Source organism: Sphingomonas sp. MMS24-J13 (genome assembly GCF_044905095.1).
Taxonomy (GTDB): Bacteria; Pseudomonadota; Alphaproteobacteria; order Sphingomonadales; family Sphingomonadaceae; genus Sphingomonas_I.
The window spans coordinates 1,979,746-1,994,533 of record NZ_CP173258.1 but is presented as its reverse complement, the minus strand read 5'-3'; the positions used below and the strand labels follow the sequence as shown (position 1 = coordinate 1,994,533).

The 14,788-nt window shown below is 63.5% G+C and carries 9 protein-coding genes; 7 read left to right on the top strand and 2 right to left on the bottom strand.

The window, feature by feature from the left end:
- Window positions 1-106 precede the first annotated feature (106 nt).
- The 6 genes from AB4Z44_RS09350 (at window position 107) to AB4Z44_RS09325 (ending at window position 9,607) form a co-directional block, all read left to right on the top strand.
- Window positions 107-916, top strand: a complete 810-nt coding sequence (locus tag AB4Z44_RS09350; RefSeq protein ID WP_404713769.1) for an IclR family transcriptional regulator C-terminal domain-containing protein — start codon at window positions 107-109, stop codon at window positions 914-916.
- 1,001 nt (window positions 917-1,917) lie between these two features.
- Window positions 1,918-4,230, top strand: a complete 2,313-nt coding sequence (locus AB4Z44_RS09345) for a TonB-dependent receptor (protein WP_404713768.1) — start codon at window positions 1,918-1,920, stop codon at window positions 4,228-4,230.
- Between the two features lie 261 nt (window positions 4,231-4,491).
- Window positions 4,492-4,893, top strand: a complete 402-nt coding sequence (locus AB4Z44_RS09340; protein WP_404713767.1) for a hypothetical protein — start codon at window positions 4,492-4,494, stop codon at window positions 4,891-4,893.
- 11 nt (window positions 4,894-4,904) lie between these two features.
- A complete protein-coding gene (locus AB4Z44_RS09335; RefSeq protein ID WP_404713766.1) occupies window positions 4,905-7,871 on the top strand; it encodes a TonB-dependent receptor in 2,967 nt (988 codons plus the stop codon).
- 131 nt (window positions 7,872-8,002) lie between these two features.
- A complete protein-coding gene (locus AB4Z44_RS09330; RefSeq protein ID WP_404713765.1) occupies window positions 8,003-8,566 on the top strand; it encodes an RNA polymerase sigma factor in 564 nt (187 codons plus the stop codon).
- Window positions 8,567-8,647: 81 nt separating this feature from the next.
- The gene (locus tag AB4Z44_RS09325) at window positions 8,648-9,607 is read left to right on the top strand and encodes a FecR family protein (RefSeq protein ID WP_404713764.1); all 960 of its coding nucleotides are present in this window, start codon (window positions 8,648-8,650) and stop codon (window positions 9,605-9,607) included.
- Window positions 9,608-9,644: 37 nt separating this feature from the next.
- Here the strand turns inward: AB4Z44_RS09325 and AB4Z44_RS09320 are convergent, their stop codons facing one another.
- Both AB4Z44_RS09320 and AB4Z44_RS09315 read right to left on the bottom strand, forming a co-directional pair.
- Window positions 9,645-10,844, bottom strand: coding sequence for an MFS transporter (locus AB4Z44_RS09320; RefSeq protein ID WP_404713763.1), 1,200 nt, complete (start codon window positions 10,842-10,844; stop codon window positions 9,645-9,647).
- Entirely contained in the window at window positions 10,837-11,922 is a 1,086-nt protein-coding gene (locus AB4Z44_RS09315; protein ID WP_404713762.1) for a LacI family DNA-binding transcriptional regulator, read from the bottom strand. Before AB4Z44_RS09315 ends, AB4Z44_RS09320 begins: the two co-directional genes overlap by 8 nt.
- A gap of 324 nt (window positions 11,923-12,246) precedes the next feature.
- Here AB4Z44_RS09315 and AB4Z44_RS09310 point away from each other — a divergent pair, with 324 nt between their 5' ends.
- A complete protein-coding gene (locus AB4Z44_RS09310; RefSeq protein ID WP_404713761.1) occupies window positions 12,247-14,694 on the top strand; it encodes a TonB-dependent receptor in 2,448 nt (815 codons plus the stop codon).
- Window positions 14,695-14,788 lie beyond the last annotated feature (94 nt).

The following is a 14,788-nucleotide window of genomic DNA, read 5'->3' as shown; positions in this document are numbered from 1 at the left end:
GCAGTGGACTTCCGTGTTGTCGTGGTCAGGTTGATTCAGCCGATCGGAACACGCAAGAGGGTTCTTTCCATCACGCGAGCCGGTTTGGCCCGTCACGAGGAAGGCTATGGCCAAGTCAGTGGTTGCAATTCCCGATGAGCAGCGTCCGTCGCGCCAACCCGACGATGATTACCTTCCTTCACTCGAAAAAGGGCTGGCGGTGCTCGAGCTGTTCGGCCGCGATAGCACCGAGTGGACGCTCAGCCAGATCGTCCGCGAGCTCGAACTAACCCCGGGCAGCGCCCGCCGCATCCTCCGCACGCTGGAAGTCCTGGGTTATGCGGAGGCGAATGATGGGCGCTTCAGCCTGACCCCCCGTGTTCTCAAACTTGGTTTCTCCTATCTGTCGTCTCAGCCTTTCTCCGATATCGCGCAGCCGATGATGACCAAGCTGGCGGCAACACTTCAGGCGACCTGCTGCATCACCGTGCTTGACGAGCGCGAGGTCGTGTATGTCGCGCGCGGCACGCACAAGCACATCGAACCGTTTTTTATTCAGGTTGGTGCCCGTCTTCCTGCCTATGCCACCGCTCCGGGCAAGGTCCTTCTGGCGAGCCTGAGCGATGCCAGGCTGGAGCAGCAATTGGAAGGATGGGAACTCAGCCCATTCACGCCCAACACCGTGACCGATCGCTCTCAACTCATGTGTCAGATCGTCGAAGCCCGCCAGACGGGATATGCGATCAACGATCAGGAAATCTTCGTTGGGCAGCGTTCCATCGCGACTTCCCTGGCCTTGGGGGGAGGTAAGACCGCCGCGATCGTGGCGGCTCTTTCGGTCAGTTCCAAATCTGTCGAACAGCTGGTTTCCGACATCCTTCCCCCGCTTCGCGCTGCCGCACGGGAGATTGAGCAAAGCGTTTCGATTTTGCTTTAAGTGCGTGAAGGCTATCACGTTACCCTGACACGGCCCCGGCCGCGCCAGAAGTCGCATTGTAGCGCCGCAAAAACCGAGCGCGCTGGCGGAGTTACCCGGCTCGGTCCTCGATCGCCGGCGGCGGGTCCAACATCGTTACTATTGCTATGGCGCAATTCGGCGTGCTGGCGACACGTCGTAACCCGACATTACGTCGGCGGGCATCGATCTCATCGACGAATGGGGATGATCGGTCGTGCGACGCATAGCTAAAAGTGGAAGCGCATTGCGACGCCAGCCTTCAGGAGCGCGCTCCGGGGTGGCACGTTCCAAAATCGAGCTTCGGGCGCGGGATAATCCGCAGGCTTGATAGGAACTGGCTTGCGGATTGTATCAATGTGATACAATCCGGTGGTCCGATGTCGCCGTTGAAGCTAACCGAAATCCTGGGCTACCAGCTCGATATGACGCGATGCGCCGCGATGCGCAGCTTGCGTCGACGTCTCGGAGACGGAGGCTTCCGGCCGGCAGACACCACCGCGCTTCTTCTGGTCCGGGAGCAGCCCGGATGTGATCAGACCGTGCTGGGGCGGGCGTTGGCAGGCAACCGCTCAGTAGGCATGAAGGTCGCGAGCCGGCTGGAGGGGCGGGGGCTGTTGATGCGCGGCGCCGGGCGCGATCGGCGCAGCAGGGGGCTTTACCTTACCCCTGCGGGAAACGCAGTCCTTACCGATTTGCTCGCACGCCATGCCTGCGCTGAGAGCGAACTTGCCCGACACCTGGCGCCAGGAGAGCGCGAGGTTCTGCTGACCTTGCTCCATAAGATCGAGCGCGGCTTGCTCGCTGAAGAGGCGCGTTCGGTAGCGAGTTTCGCTGCTGCGCCAACCGTCCCCCGGGAGCAGGAGGCACGGATCAGCTAAAGAATGCTCGGTCATTACGCGCGGCCGGCCCGTTTACTGGCGCGATGCCCGATAGACGGTCGCCGGTAATGCCAACGATAATTGTTCAATAGGGAGAGAAACATGACTTACAAAACCCGCGCTCTGCGATGCGCGTCCGCGCTGGCGCTCCTCGCACCGACGACGGTATTTGCCCAGGCCAATCCGACCGGCACCGACCCGGCTGCCGCCGGAGCGGCGGCGCCAAGCGCACAAGAAAGCAATCCGCCCGCGGCGACCACGGGGATAGCCGATATCGTCGTCACCGCGCAGAAGCGTGACTCGACGCTCCAGCATACGCCCGCTGCCGTCCAGGTGATCGGCGCTGCCGCTTTGGTCGATCATGGCGTCACGGATATCGTGCGGTTGCAGACACAGGTAACCGGTCTGATCATCCAGCCATCCCGCCAGAGCGTTTACATGTTTTCGCGGGGCCTGGGCCAAGCCGATGCCCAGTATCAGACATCGCCGGCGATCGAGATGCAGGAGGATGGGCTGACGCTGCCGCGCTCCGGCCAGCAGTTCGCCCTGTTCGACATCGGCAACATCCAGGTGCTCAAAGGCCCGCAGGGCATCCTTTATGGGCGCTATGGCATCGGCGGCGCGGTGCTCGTCAATTCGAAGCGGCCGACCTATAGCCATATCGGCGGCGAAGCCTCGTTCGAGCTCGGAAACTATGGCTTGATGCACGGCTTCGGCGCGCTCAACCTGCCGGTCAGCGACAATGCCGGTTTCCGTGCCGCAGTCGATTATCAGTTCCACCGCGGCTATGTCACCAATGGCCAAAACGATCTGGACCAGATTGCGGGGCGCCTGAGCTTCCAGACCGATCTCAACGACCGCCTGTCGATCTTCCTTTCGGCCACCGGCGCGGACCGTAAGGGTCATGGCTTCGCCCAGATAAACTTTCCGCGTCCCACCGAAGCTGGGCAGAACCCTTACGTCGTGTTGCCGGTCCCCAGCTCGGGTGTAGTCGGATTCGCCAACTTCAACGATAACCACAATCGTGGTTTCCTGCGTGAAAAGTCCTATCTTCTCAACGGCGAGATCAATTACAAACTCACCGAAGATGTGAAGCTCTCCTACGTGGCCGGTTATTTCGACCATAAGGGGCAACAGGATAATGCGTTCACCAACAAGACCGGTCCCTATTTCATCAACTATGCCAGCACTTACTATGTAGAGGATTCCTGGGATCTTCAGAACGAGGTCCGCGGAACCTATCAGCGCGGCGGGGTGACGATCGTCATCGGCGCGCTGCAGCACCGTTTCGAGGCTCAGGATAACGTCGTCCAGGTTGCCTATCGCGCCGGCCCGTTCATCAACGGCCCGCACAGCCCGACCGAAAGCAATTATGCCGTGTTCGGTGACATCACCGTGCCGATCACCTCGAAGCTCCGCCTCGAGGCGGGGACCCGGCAATCCTGGGATATCAAGCACGATACGGGTTTCCTGAGCAACGAGAAGGTCGATATCAACGGATCGAATTTCAAGAACTTCAAGAACCTGTCCTGGAAGGCAGGCGTCGAATATGACGTCACGGACCGCATCCTGACCTATGCCAATGTGCAGACCGGTTATCTGCCCGGTGCCTATCAGACTGCGACGACCGCGGTGCTGAACAGCCTCGGTCTTGGCCGGCGGTACAAGTCCCAAAAGGTCACAGCGTACCAAGCGGGCGTGAAGTCGCGCTTTTTCGACAATCGCATCCAGCTCAACGCCGAAGGATTCTATTACGACTATAAGAACTTCCAGGTTACGCAGCGCGTTACCGATCCAACGAACCCCAATGTTTTCCAGTCGCCCTATGCGAACATTCGCAAGTCTCGCATCTACGGTGCGGACATCGATCTCAACGCGCGCATCATTCGTAACGGTACTGCGACGGTCGGCCTGAGCCTGCTCAACACGAAAATCATAGATAGTGGCTTCACGCGTCTGGCCGTGATCCAGCTTAACGGTCTCCCTCGCACTGAAACCGGAGCGAATGGCTTCCCCGCGATCGATCCCAGTTTGCATGGGTTTGATCTGCCGTTCTCGCCCCACGTCACCCTGAATCTGGGGTATGAGCAGCTTTTCCCGCTCGCGAGCGGCGGCAATTTTACTGCGAATGTCTCGACCCATCACGAGAGCAGCAAGTGGCTCGATTACACCCATTCGCCGGTGTTCCCGGGGCAGCAGCCGTCGTTCTGGAAGACCGATGTCTCGCTGACATACCATGCGCCGAGCAATGTCTGGTATGCGGGCGTGTGGGGACGAAATCTCGAGAATCGGGCGACATATTCTTCGTTCACGCCGAGCCAACTGCGCGTCGGTGGCGTGCTCGTCGGCGCCTATTCCAATGTCTATGTCGACGCGCCGCGCACCTATGGCGCGCGGGCGGGCATCAACTTTTAGACTATTCTGATCTGGCCGTTCGCCCGCGGTGGACACCGCGGGCGAACGTCCTTGTCGGCTACCGATTGTCGGGTAGCATTCACTCGGTTGATCTTGCTCCGCATGCCAGGGCGCCCGGCTTCGAGAAAAGGCCCAGCGCCGCTTAACGGCCGCGATACTGGTCAGGTACCGCGATTAGCCGCTCAAGACGACGAGACGTCCCTCTAAACGGGCTCGGTCTTCGCAATGCCGGCTATGCCGGGCTCGATCTCGAAGCGGGCGATGGTCGAGATCGCCGATGCGGGATTCCGCGAGTCCGCGGAAGGCAATATCCGCGCCGGCGGCATGGAGGTCGACGCGGCCATAGCCGCGCAGGTCGCCTTCGACAAACCGGATGCCGGGATTGGCTTTCGCCTCCTCATGCCACGACGGATGATGGCTTATCGAAGTTATCGATCCGCCGATGGACTCGGCGGCGATCCGCGCGCCGTCGGGGCGATCCGGGTGACGGATGTTGCCGGCGACGAAGGCGTGCACGTGGCCGCTCAGCACCACCGGAGTCCTGTGGTCGCGGGATATGACCGAATGACGACATTCGCAGCTGCGGAAAAACCTCGAGCGCGCATGGCGGTTTTGGGCAGCCGAAGCATCGGAACGACGAAGCGGCAAATCGCCGCACGTTAGGGGACCGATCTATGCTTCGCCGTTCAGCCACCGTCTTCCTCTTGTCGAGTGCCGTGCTCGCGCTCGCACCCGTCGGCGCGCAGACCGCCGCACCGGCGCCCGCTGCGGCACAGTCGATCGCCTTCGACCTGCCCGCATCGGATCTGCCTGCGGCGCTGAACGAGCTCGGCCGCCAGGCAGGCATCCAGATCTCCTTCCCCTACGAAAGCGCGACCGGCCACCGGATGGCGCCGCTCAAGGGGCGGATGGCGCCGGTCGATGCGGTCCGCCGGCTGATCGCGGGCACCAATCTGGCGATCGTCGAGGTGGGCAGCGGCCATATCCTGCTCGGCGTACCGACGTCGGCAGCGGCGCAGGCCGATGCGGACACGGCCGACGAGATCGTCGTGCGCGGCTTTCGGCTGGCGACGCGCCGCGCGATCGAGACGAAGCGCAAGAGCGACCAGATCATCGACTCGATCAGCCAGGACGACGTGAGCCAGCTTCCCGACGTCAACGTCGTCGAGGCTGCGCGCCGCATTCCCGGCCTGTCGGTGATCTCCGATCGCGATTCCAGCCGCGGTCACGACAATTATCAATATGTCACGATCCGCGGCCTCGACAGCCGCTATAATCTGGTCACGGTCGACGGTAGTCAGATTGCGAGCGCCGACAGCAGCTATCGCGGCGCGCAACTCGCCTTGCTGCCGGCCTCTCTGGTCGGCGAGATTCAGGCGATCAAGACGGTCACCGCGCAATATGATCCGCACGCTTTGGGCGGCCAGCTCAACCTCGTCACCAAAAGCGCGTTCGACACCGGCACGATGCTCGCGGCCCAGGTCCTGAGCGGCTGGACCTCGCAGACCGGCAGGGTCGTTCCCGACGATCACGCCAATATCCGCGCGGATGCGACCGGCGCGATCCTGTTCGGTGCCGAAAAGCAGTTCGGCCTCGTCTTGTCCGGCGAATATCAGCAGCTCCACGCATCGGCGCTGGCGAGCCTGCCGGGCGATACCGCGGGCGCGGGCTGGACTTATTACACCGCTGCGGGAGCGCAGACTGGCGATATCCCCAATTCGACCGGCCGCGCCGTGCCGGTGCGCGTGCAGGATTATGCCTTCGACGAGAAGCGCGAGCGCTACAGCATCAACGGCAAGCTAGAATTCCGGCCGAGCGAGCGCTTCGGCGCGTCTTTGTTCGGCGGTTACTATCACGAACTGTCCGACGAGAATTGCTACGAGGCGCTCGCTCTGCCGTCGACCAGCTACACGCCGGGCGCCACCGCCGACACGGGCAAGCTCAACACCGGCAATTACCAGCTCGGCCTCGTCGGCCAGCCCGAGAAGCGCCGCACCTGGCTGATCAACGGCAATGCGCATTACGATTTCGACGACAAGCTAAAACTGACGCTCGGCGCATCGGACTCGCGGGCGAAATATAATGAGAATCGCTGGATGTATAAGTGGAATACCGGGATGGTGATCACCGCCACCTCGGCCGCGACATCCAACCAGGCGGCCTACGGTTATAGCTACCAGAACATCAACGGCCAGCCGACGATCACGATGAACGATCCGGCGGCGGCGGCCAACCCGGCCAATTACGGGCCGCGTTACTGGCGCAACATCGTCTATGACATCGACAACAAGGTGCGCGGCCTGCGCGGCGAACTATCGTGGAACTTCGCGGCCGATGATCGCGGGCTCGGCCTGCAGGCCGGCGTGAACCAGACGCTGACCAATGTACTGAGCGACCTCAACTATCGCGAATGGTTCGCCAAGGATGCCGCGTCGGCAGCTTTGATCGGCAATCTCGATCGATATTCGCAGCCGACCGTGCTGACTCCGGTCTCGGCGCCGGGCATCAATTTCTACCTGATCGATGCCGCCAAGGCGCAGGGCGTCCTGCTCGACCATCCAGAATGGTTCCGCCAGAACGCCGGCCGCGTCGCCGATGGCAACAACGCCTTCTACCAGCTGCGCGAATTGATCACCGCCGGCTACGGCCAGATCCGCTGGCAGAGCGACGCGGTGAACCTGCAGGCGGGCCTGCGCTACGACAGCACGGCAGTCGGCGTCACCACCCATGTCAACGGCACCAGCGCGCTCGTGTCACGCCAGCGCGATTATGCTTATGCGCTGCCGTCGGGCATCGCGACGTGGAATGTGACGCGCGCGTTCAAGCTGCGCGCCGGCGTCAGCGAGACGATCGGCCGCCCCGATTATGGCCAATATGGCGCGACGACGACCCAGTCGTTCGACAGCTCCAACGTGGCACGGCCGCTGACGGTGAGCCAGGGCAATCCCGATCTGAAGCCGCGCCGCGCGTGGAATTACGATCTGTCGGGCGAACTCTATCTGGGACGCGGCGGGATGATCTCGGCCGCCTTGTTTTACAAGGACATCCATGACGAGATCTTTAACCTGACGACGCAGGGCACCGCCGTTTATTATGTCGACGGTCATACCTACAATGCGACGATCAACCAACCGGTCAACGCCGCCAAGGCGATGGTGAAGGGGGCTGAACTACAGATCGTCAAGGACCGACTCGATTTCCTGCCGGGGCCGCTCGCCAATCTCGGCGTATCGCTCAACGCGACGTGGCTCGATGGGCATTTCAACTTCGTCACCGATGGCAAGAGCCGGCGGATCGGCGCGCTCTTCAACCAGCCCGACCATATCTATAACGCGACCATCTTCTATGCCGATGGCCCGTTCACGATCCGCGCCGCCTTCAATCGGATCGGCGCCTCGCCGGTGTCGGTCGATTCGCAATATGCGTGGCGCGATATCTGGCAGGATTCACGCGATCAGCTCGATCTGCAGGCAAGCTACAACGTCAAATCCTGGCTCCAGCTGATGGGTCAGGTGCAGAACGCGACCAACACCTCATTCGAAGCGCATCTCGGGCAGAATCGCGAATTGCTGCAGACGCGCTATCCGGTGGGCCGCACCGTCTGGCTCGGCCTGATCATCAAGCCGAACTTCCGCAAATAGGCCGCATGCCGCCCCGGTGCAGCCGCCCTGCGCCGGGCTTTTTCCGCCGCGACGCTCCACTGTCACGGTTCCGTATCCTTGCCGGCGTAGGAGAGCGGCGACGCTCTCCATCAGGCCCTTTCCGACCCCCAATGTCCTGGCTTCGCCCGATCGACGCATGGTTCGCTGCGTCCATCCTCCCCCACGAAACCGACCTGATCTGGCACGCGCGGCGCTGGACGATCGACGAGGATGAAGCGCGCGATCTCGTCCATGAAGCCTATGCGCAATTGCTCCAACTCACCGCGTGGGAGCAGATCGCCAATCCCGCCGGCTATGCCGTGCGGACGATCCGCAACATCGCGCTGCAGCGCATGCGCCGTGCGCGGATCGTGCCGATGCGGCAATTCGCGGCGCTCGAGGAGGTCGAATTTCCCGATCCCGCGCCCGACAGTTTTGCGGTCGCCGCCGGCCGTGACGAGTTGCGCCGCATGATGGCGGCGATCGAGGCGCTGCCGCCCGCCTGCCGCCGCGTGATCCTGCTCCGCAAGCTCGAGGCGATGCCGCCGCGCAATATCGCGCGGCAGCTGGGCATCAGTCTTTCGACGGTCGAGAAGCATCTCGCGCGCGGCATGGCGCTGGTGGCGCGCGCGTTACGCGATGCGGACACGCTGCCGGCGACTCAATCCCCGGCGCTCGAGCGCCTCAAAGCCTGATTATTCACGCCCGGGCATGGCGGTTTTTGCTACGCGGGGCATCGAAGACAAGGGCATCGGCACGGATTCGAGAATTGTATTTTGGACATACCGGGTACGCGACGCGAGAGGATCGAACAGGAGGCCGCCGATTGGCTCGCCGCGCTCGATACCGGGCAGGCCGACAAGGCGACGTTCGACGCATGGCGCGCGGCGGATCCGGCCCATCTGATCGCGTTCATCCGTGTCGAAAGCGCATGGCGCAAGCTCGATCGGCTCCGCCACGCGCCTGATGCGGCGGCCATGCCGACGCCGGTGGAGGATCCGCGGCGGATCCTGTCTCGGCGCCGCGCCATGGCGGTGGCGGCGACGGCGGCCGCCGCTCTCACCACGGGAAGTGGTCTGTTCGTCGCGACCCGGACAGCCGCGCAGACGGTCGAAACCGCGGTCGGCGAGCGGCGGCGTTTCTACGTCGCTGAGCACGTATGCCTCGATCTCAACACCGCGAGCCGGCTGCGCTGGTGGATCACGAAAGGTGCGTTCGAGATCGAACTGCAGTGCGGCGAGCTGTCGCTCGACCTTGGCCCCGGCGCCCCGCGCTGCACGCTCGACGCAGGCCAGGTACGGCTCTGGATCGATCACGGCCGGTGCATCGCGCGGCTGCGCCCCGGCGAGGCTGTCGATGTCGTCGCGCTGACCGGGGCGGTCCATCTGATGCCCGGACGCGGTGCGGCGCACTCGCTGATCGTACCCGAGCGGGCAAAGCTTTCGGTGCTGGCGGACGCCACGACGATCCACGCTTTGTCGGATCACGAGATTCAGGCGGCCACCGCGTGGCAGGAGGGCGAATTATTGCTCGATGGCGAGCCGCTGTCGATCGCAGTCGCCGAATTCAATCGCTATCTTCCGACGCCGATCGTGCTGGAGACGCCCGAGATCGGGCGGCTGCGGCTCGGTGGGCGCTTCCTGACCAACGACCCGACTGAATTCCTGAAGGCGCTCCGCATCAATTTCGGCATCCATGCACGAATGGGCCAACATGAGATCTTGCTTGGCGGGTAGACGGCAGAATGTTCAACACGAGGGCGCTCGATCCGGCCTAGCGCAGCGTCCGGTTGCCGGCCAAGGCGACCGCGCTGGCGCCGAGCCCCGCGAGCAGCACCGCGAACAAGGCCGGGAAGCGCGCGCCGCTTTCGCCGAGTACGGCAATCGCGACGATCGGGCCGATCACGGCCGGCAACGTGTTCGCGGCATTCATCACCCCCAGGTCGCGGCCCCGACGGTGCGGATCGGGCAGGATCTGGGCGACCAGGGCGACGTCGATCGCCAGAAAGGTGCCGAGGCCGGCGCAAAACAAGGTGTAGCCGATCAGGGCGGTCGGCCAGCCCAGCCGCAGGATCAAGGCCACCAGCCCCGCGGCCATGATCGCGATCGCGCCGATCAGGAACGGCTTGCGCCGCCCCGTTCGATCGGACCAGCGGGCCGCAGTCACTGCGACCACCGCCGTCAGCGCCGTCGCAGCGATCACGACGATCGCGAACTCGATGGGCGCGCCGTGCGTGTCGGCGGTCAGGCCATCCTGCAGATAGAACAGGAAATAGCTCGGAAGGACGGTGCCCGAGAGCTGGACGAGGAATTTCGCCAGCCACAGGCTCCAGAAGATCGCCCAGCCGGGCTGCACGGCATCATGCACGATCGGCGGTTGCGCGGGCACGTCGGCCAATGTTCGCGGCCATGCGAGCAATAGGGGGAGGATCAGGACGGCGGTCAGCGCGATCAGCACGGCGATCCGCTGACCATTATCGGTGAAGGCCGGCAACCCGATCAAGGCGGTCGCGAGCGAGCCGGCCGGCATGGCGAGGTTGGCGAAGGCCGAGACGCGCGCCTTGCGTCCGTCCGGGACTTTGTCTGCGAACAAAGCGGTCAGCGGGCCGTAAAAAATGTTGAAGCAGGCCTGGAAGGCGATCAGGCCGACGATCAATGCCGTCGGCGTCGCGGCGATCAGGATCGCACCGTAGCTGAGCCAGCTTCCGGCGAGCCCCAGCCACAACCAGGGCAGGCGAGTGCCCCAGCGCGCACGGCTCCAGTCGCTCGCCACGCCCGCAACGATATTGGCAACGGTCGCGGTGAGGACGCCGAAGATCAGCGTTTCGCTCAGCAATGCGATCTTGCCGGGGGCGGCGAGCTCGGTTGCGCGCAGCGGTACGATCAGGTTGAGCAACGGCATGAACGCGACGAAGCCGCCGGCATTGGCCAGCGGGTAGAGCCAGCAGAACCGGCGCAGCGCGCGGTCAGCCATGCGGCGGCGCGCTGGATCCGCGGATGATCAACTCGAAGGGCAGGACATGCGGCGCCGTCCCCGACGGATCATAACCCTGCCGCTCGATCAGCAACCCGGCGGCGCATTCCGCCATGGCGGCGGTCGGCTGTCTGATCGCGGTCAGTGGCGGCAGGCTGAAGCCGATCGGTGGCGTATCGTCGAAGCTGATCAGGGAGAGATCGCGCGGCACATCGAGCCCGCGATCGCGCGCGCGATGGAGCATCGCCAGCGCCTGTTCGTCGCTGCTGGCGATTACGGCAGTGGGTCGTTCGGCCAGCGCGAGCAAAGCGTCGGCCGAGGCGAGACCGGATTCGAAGCTGAACTCGCCCTGCTGGACCCAGCCTTCGCCGATCGGCGCGCCGACCTCCGCCATCGCCGTCTTGAAGCCGGCCAGACGCTCGCCGCTGACGGCATAAGCCGCGCTGCCGGTGAGGAAGCCGATCCGGCGATGGCCGAGCGCGAGCAGATGGCGCGTCGCGACCGCGGCCGCACCCGCCTCGTCCATCTGGATGCGATAGCCGCGATCGTCGCCTTCGCCCGGGCTCAGCCGCGCGAACGGTACGTCATGCGCCGCCAGCCGGTCGAGGATGGCGGCATCCTGCGAGTGCGGCGGGGTGAGTATGATTCCGTCGGGGCGCAGCGAGGAGACGATCGCATCGACGCGCGCCGCCAGCCGGGCCGAATGGCCATCGAGCAGCTCGATCAGCAGATGATAACCGTCGCGCTCGCAGCGCGGCATGGCGCCGAGCAGCATCTGCGCGACCCAGTCGCTGCCGCGCCCGGCGCGCCATTTCTCCAGGGTCGGCTCGCGATCGTTGAACGCGACGAGCAGGAAGGATTTGGAACCGCCCATGCGCCGCGCTGCCATGTTGGGCACATATCCGAGCGCGTCGATCGCCGCCTGCACGCGCTCGCGCAGCGTTTCGGTGACGTTGGGGCCGTTATTGACCACACGCGACACGCTCTGCAACGAAACGCCCGCGGCCTCGGCGACATCGCGGATCGTTGCCGCCTTGCGCCTGGTCTCGTTCGTGCCGTTGCGGTCGCCCTTGCCCATGGTCCTCGATCTACTGTCGCGCAGCCTTGGCTGCAACGTCAATCGGCCATCAATTTTGACTGTTGTGAACGTTCTCAATTTATGCGACAAGCTGATTCGAACAAGGTCAAACGAGCTTTGGACATGAGAGGACCAGTCATGAGGGGCACCGGCTGAGCGAATCGCCGCGACCGTTTCTGCCAAGACATTATTGAACACACGATGCAGAGTGCTGATAGCGCGCTGTACTTGGTTGTTCTGTATCCGACGACCATCAAGCCGCGATCCCTGATGATCGCGGAGGTATAAGCATTCGCCGTTTGCGCGGCGAACAGGGAGATTGTGATGACGAAGAAGGCTATCCTGGTTGCGGGCACTGCGCTGGGGCTGACGATCGGCGCGAGCCAGAGCGCATTCGCCCAGGCTGCGCCCACCGGTGGTGCGGCGCCCGAAGCGACGAGCGCCGACACCGGGCAGGTCGGCGAGATTATCGTCACCGCCACCCGTCGCGAGACCAGCCTGCAGAAGACCCCGGTCGCGGTCTCGGCCTTCAGCCAGGCGACGCTCGATCGCCAGCAGGTCAAGGACGTGACCGATCTGGCGCGCTTCGTCCCCTCGCTCCAGTTCAACCAGCAGGGCGATCAGTCGGCGGTCCTGCTCACCCTGCGCGGCATCGGCAACGACAGTGCCTATACCGAGGTCGCCGATCCCGAAGTCGCGATCTATGTCGACGGCGTCTACAGCCCACGCGCGCAGGGCGCGGTCGTGCTGCTCTACGATCTGGAACGCGCCGAGGTGTTGCGCGGCCCGCAGGGCACCTTGTTTGGCCGCAACGCCACGGTCGGTGCACTCAACCTCACCACCGCCAAGCCCAGGCTCGGCGAATTTTCGGGCTATCTCGAGGGCGTCGCCGGCTCGTACAGCCGCTTCGGCCTGCGTGGCGCGATCAACATTCCGGTCACCGATACGCTGGCGATCCGTATCGCCGGCATCAGCGACCGCCATGACGGCTATGCCGATTACCAGCAACCGCCCGCTGTCGCCGGCATTTCGCCCTCGGCGTTCATCACCTCGGGCAAGAAATATTATGCCGCCGATCAGCAGTCGGGCCGCATCAATGTCCTGTGGCAGCCATCCGACAAGTTCACCTGGAACTTCGGGGTCGAGGGCTACAAGGATACCGGGGCGCCGGTCACCGGGCTGATGCAGAATCCGCGTCCGGGCCAAAAGATGTGGTCGATCCTTGCGGATACCGCGCCGGACGAAAATCGCTGGTCGGTCAACGTTCACAGCACGATGGATTACAATCTCAGCGACAAGATCCAGGCGAGCTACATCGCCGGATACCAGAAGATCGGCGGATCGACCCAGACCAATTCGGACGCCGGCACCTTGCCGCCGACGAGCATCAGCACGCCGTCGGGCGCGTTCCAGGAAAACCGCACCGTTTCATCGAGCTATCAGTTCCAGAGCCACGAACTGCAATTGAAGTCGCGTGGCGATAACGTGATCGACTGGATCATCGGCGGCTATTACAGCCACGAGAAGAACAAGATCCGCTTCGATGTCGATCAGCGCAACGGCTATCGCAACGGCACCTTCAGCTGGGCGGGCAGCTTCATCCAGGCCGATCGCGAGATCGACAGCCTTGCCGCCTTCGGGCAGGCGACCTGGCATGTGAACGACAAGATCCGGCTGACCGGCGGCTTGCGCTACACCGACGACAAGAAGCAGGATATTGGCGGCCGCAACGTCACCTATTCGGGGGCGGGCTGTTCGACGGCGGACAAGGCGCCCGGCGGCGCCTGTACCACCGGCATCTTCGGCGCCTATCCCGACGCAACGGCGCAGCAATTGGTGACGCTGCTTCCGGGCTACGGCATCGCCAACAACGATGTGAAGGGCAAGTGGCACAAGCTCACCTACCTTGCCCGCGCCGATGCTGATCTCGCCCCCGGGATTCTCGGCTATGCGAGCGTGTCGACCGGGTTCAAATCGGGCAACATCCAGGACAATGCCGGCCTGACCAATCCGGAATCGCTGACCAACTACGAAGTCGGCCTCAAGAACCGGCTGTTCGGCAACCGTATGACGTTGAACGTCGCGGCTTATTATTCCGACTTCAAGGGGTATCAGGTCAATCAGGCGGTCACCAACCGAGATGCCGCCGGCAATGTGATTTCGAGCCAGCTCGTCACGCAGAACGCCAAGGGTGCCAAAGCCTATGGCTTCGAGGCCGAGCTGGCCTGGAATGTCACGGACACCGATCGCTTCCAGTTTGCGGGTACCGTCCAGAAGACCAAGCTGGAGGAACTCCAAAGCATCGATGCGCGGCTCTACAACAATTCGGATCAGGGCAAGGTCGAGGAGCTGAAGGGCAACGAGCTTGCGCACGCGCCGCGCTTCTCGGCGACGGCGACCTACGAGCATGATTTCGTGTTCGCTTCGGGCGCCAGGCTCACACCGCGCGCAACGACGCATTACGAGACGAAGAGCTGGCTCAGCTACTTCAACGGCGATGCCAATCCGTTCGTGAACCCCAACACCACCGGCACCCCGCGCGGCATCTACGGCACCGATTTCGATCGCCAGAAGGCTTATTTCAGGACCGACTTCTCGCTCCGCTTCGAGCCCGAGAACAAGCGGTTCATGCTCGAAGGCTTCGTCGAGAATATCGAGAACAAGAAAATCCGCACCGGTACCGGCTCGTTCGGTGCGCCGGCAACCCCGGTCTTTATCTCGGTGTTGCAGTCACCGCGGACCTGGGGCGTGCGCGCCCGCGCGAAGTTCTGATCCGATCCCTCCGGCCGCGATCCCGTCGCGGCTCCCTGCGGCTGCCGCCTTTACCCCTGGCGGCAGCCGTCCTTCCAAAAGGCGCAAGGCTGGC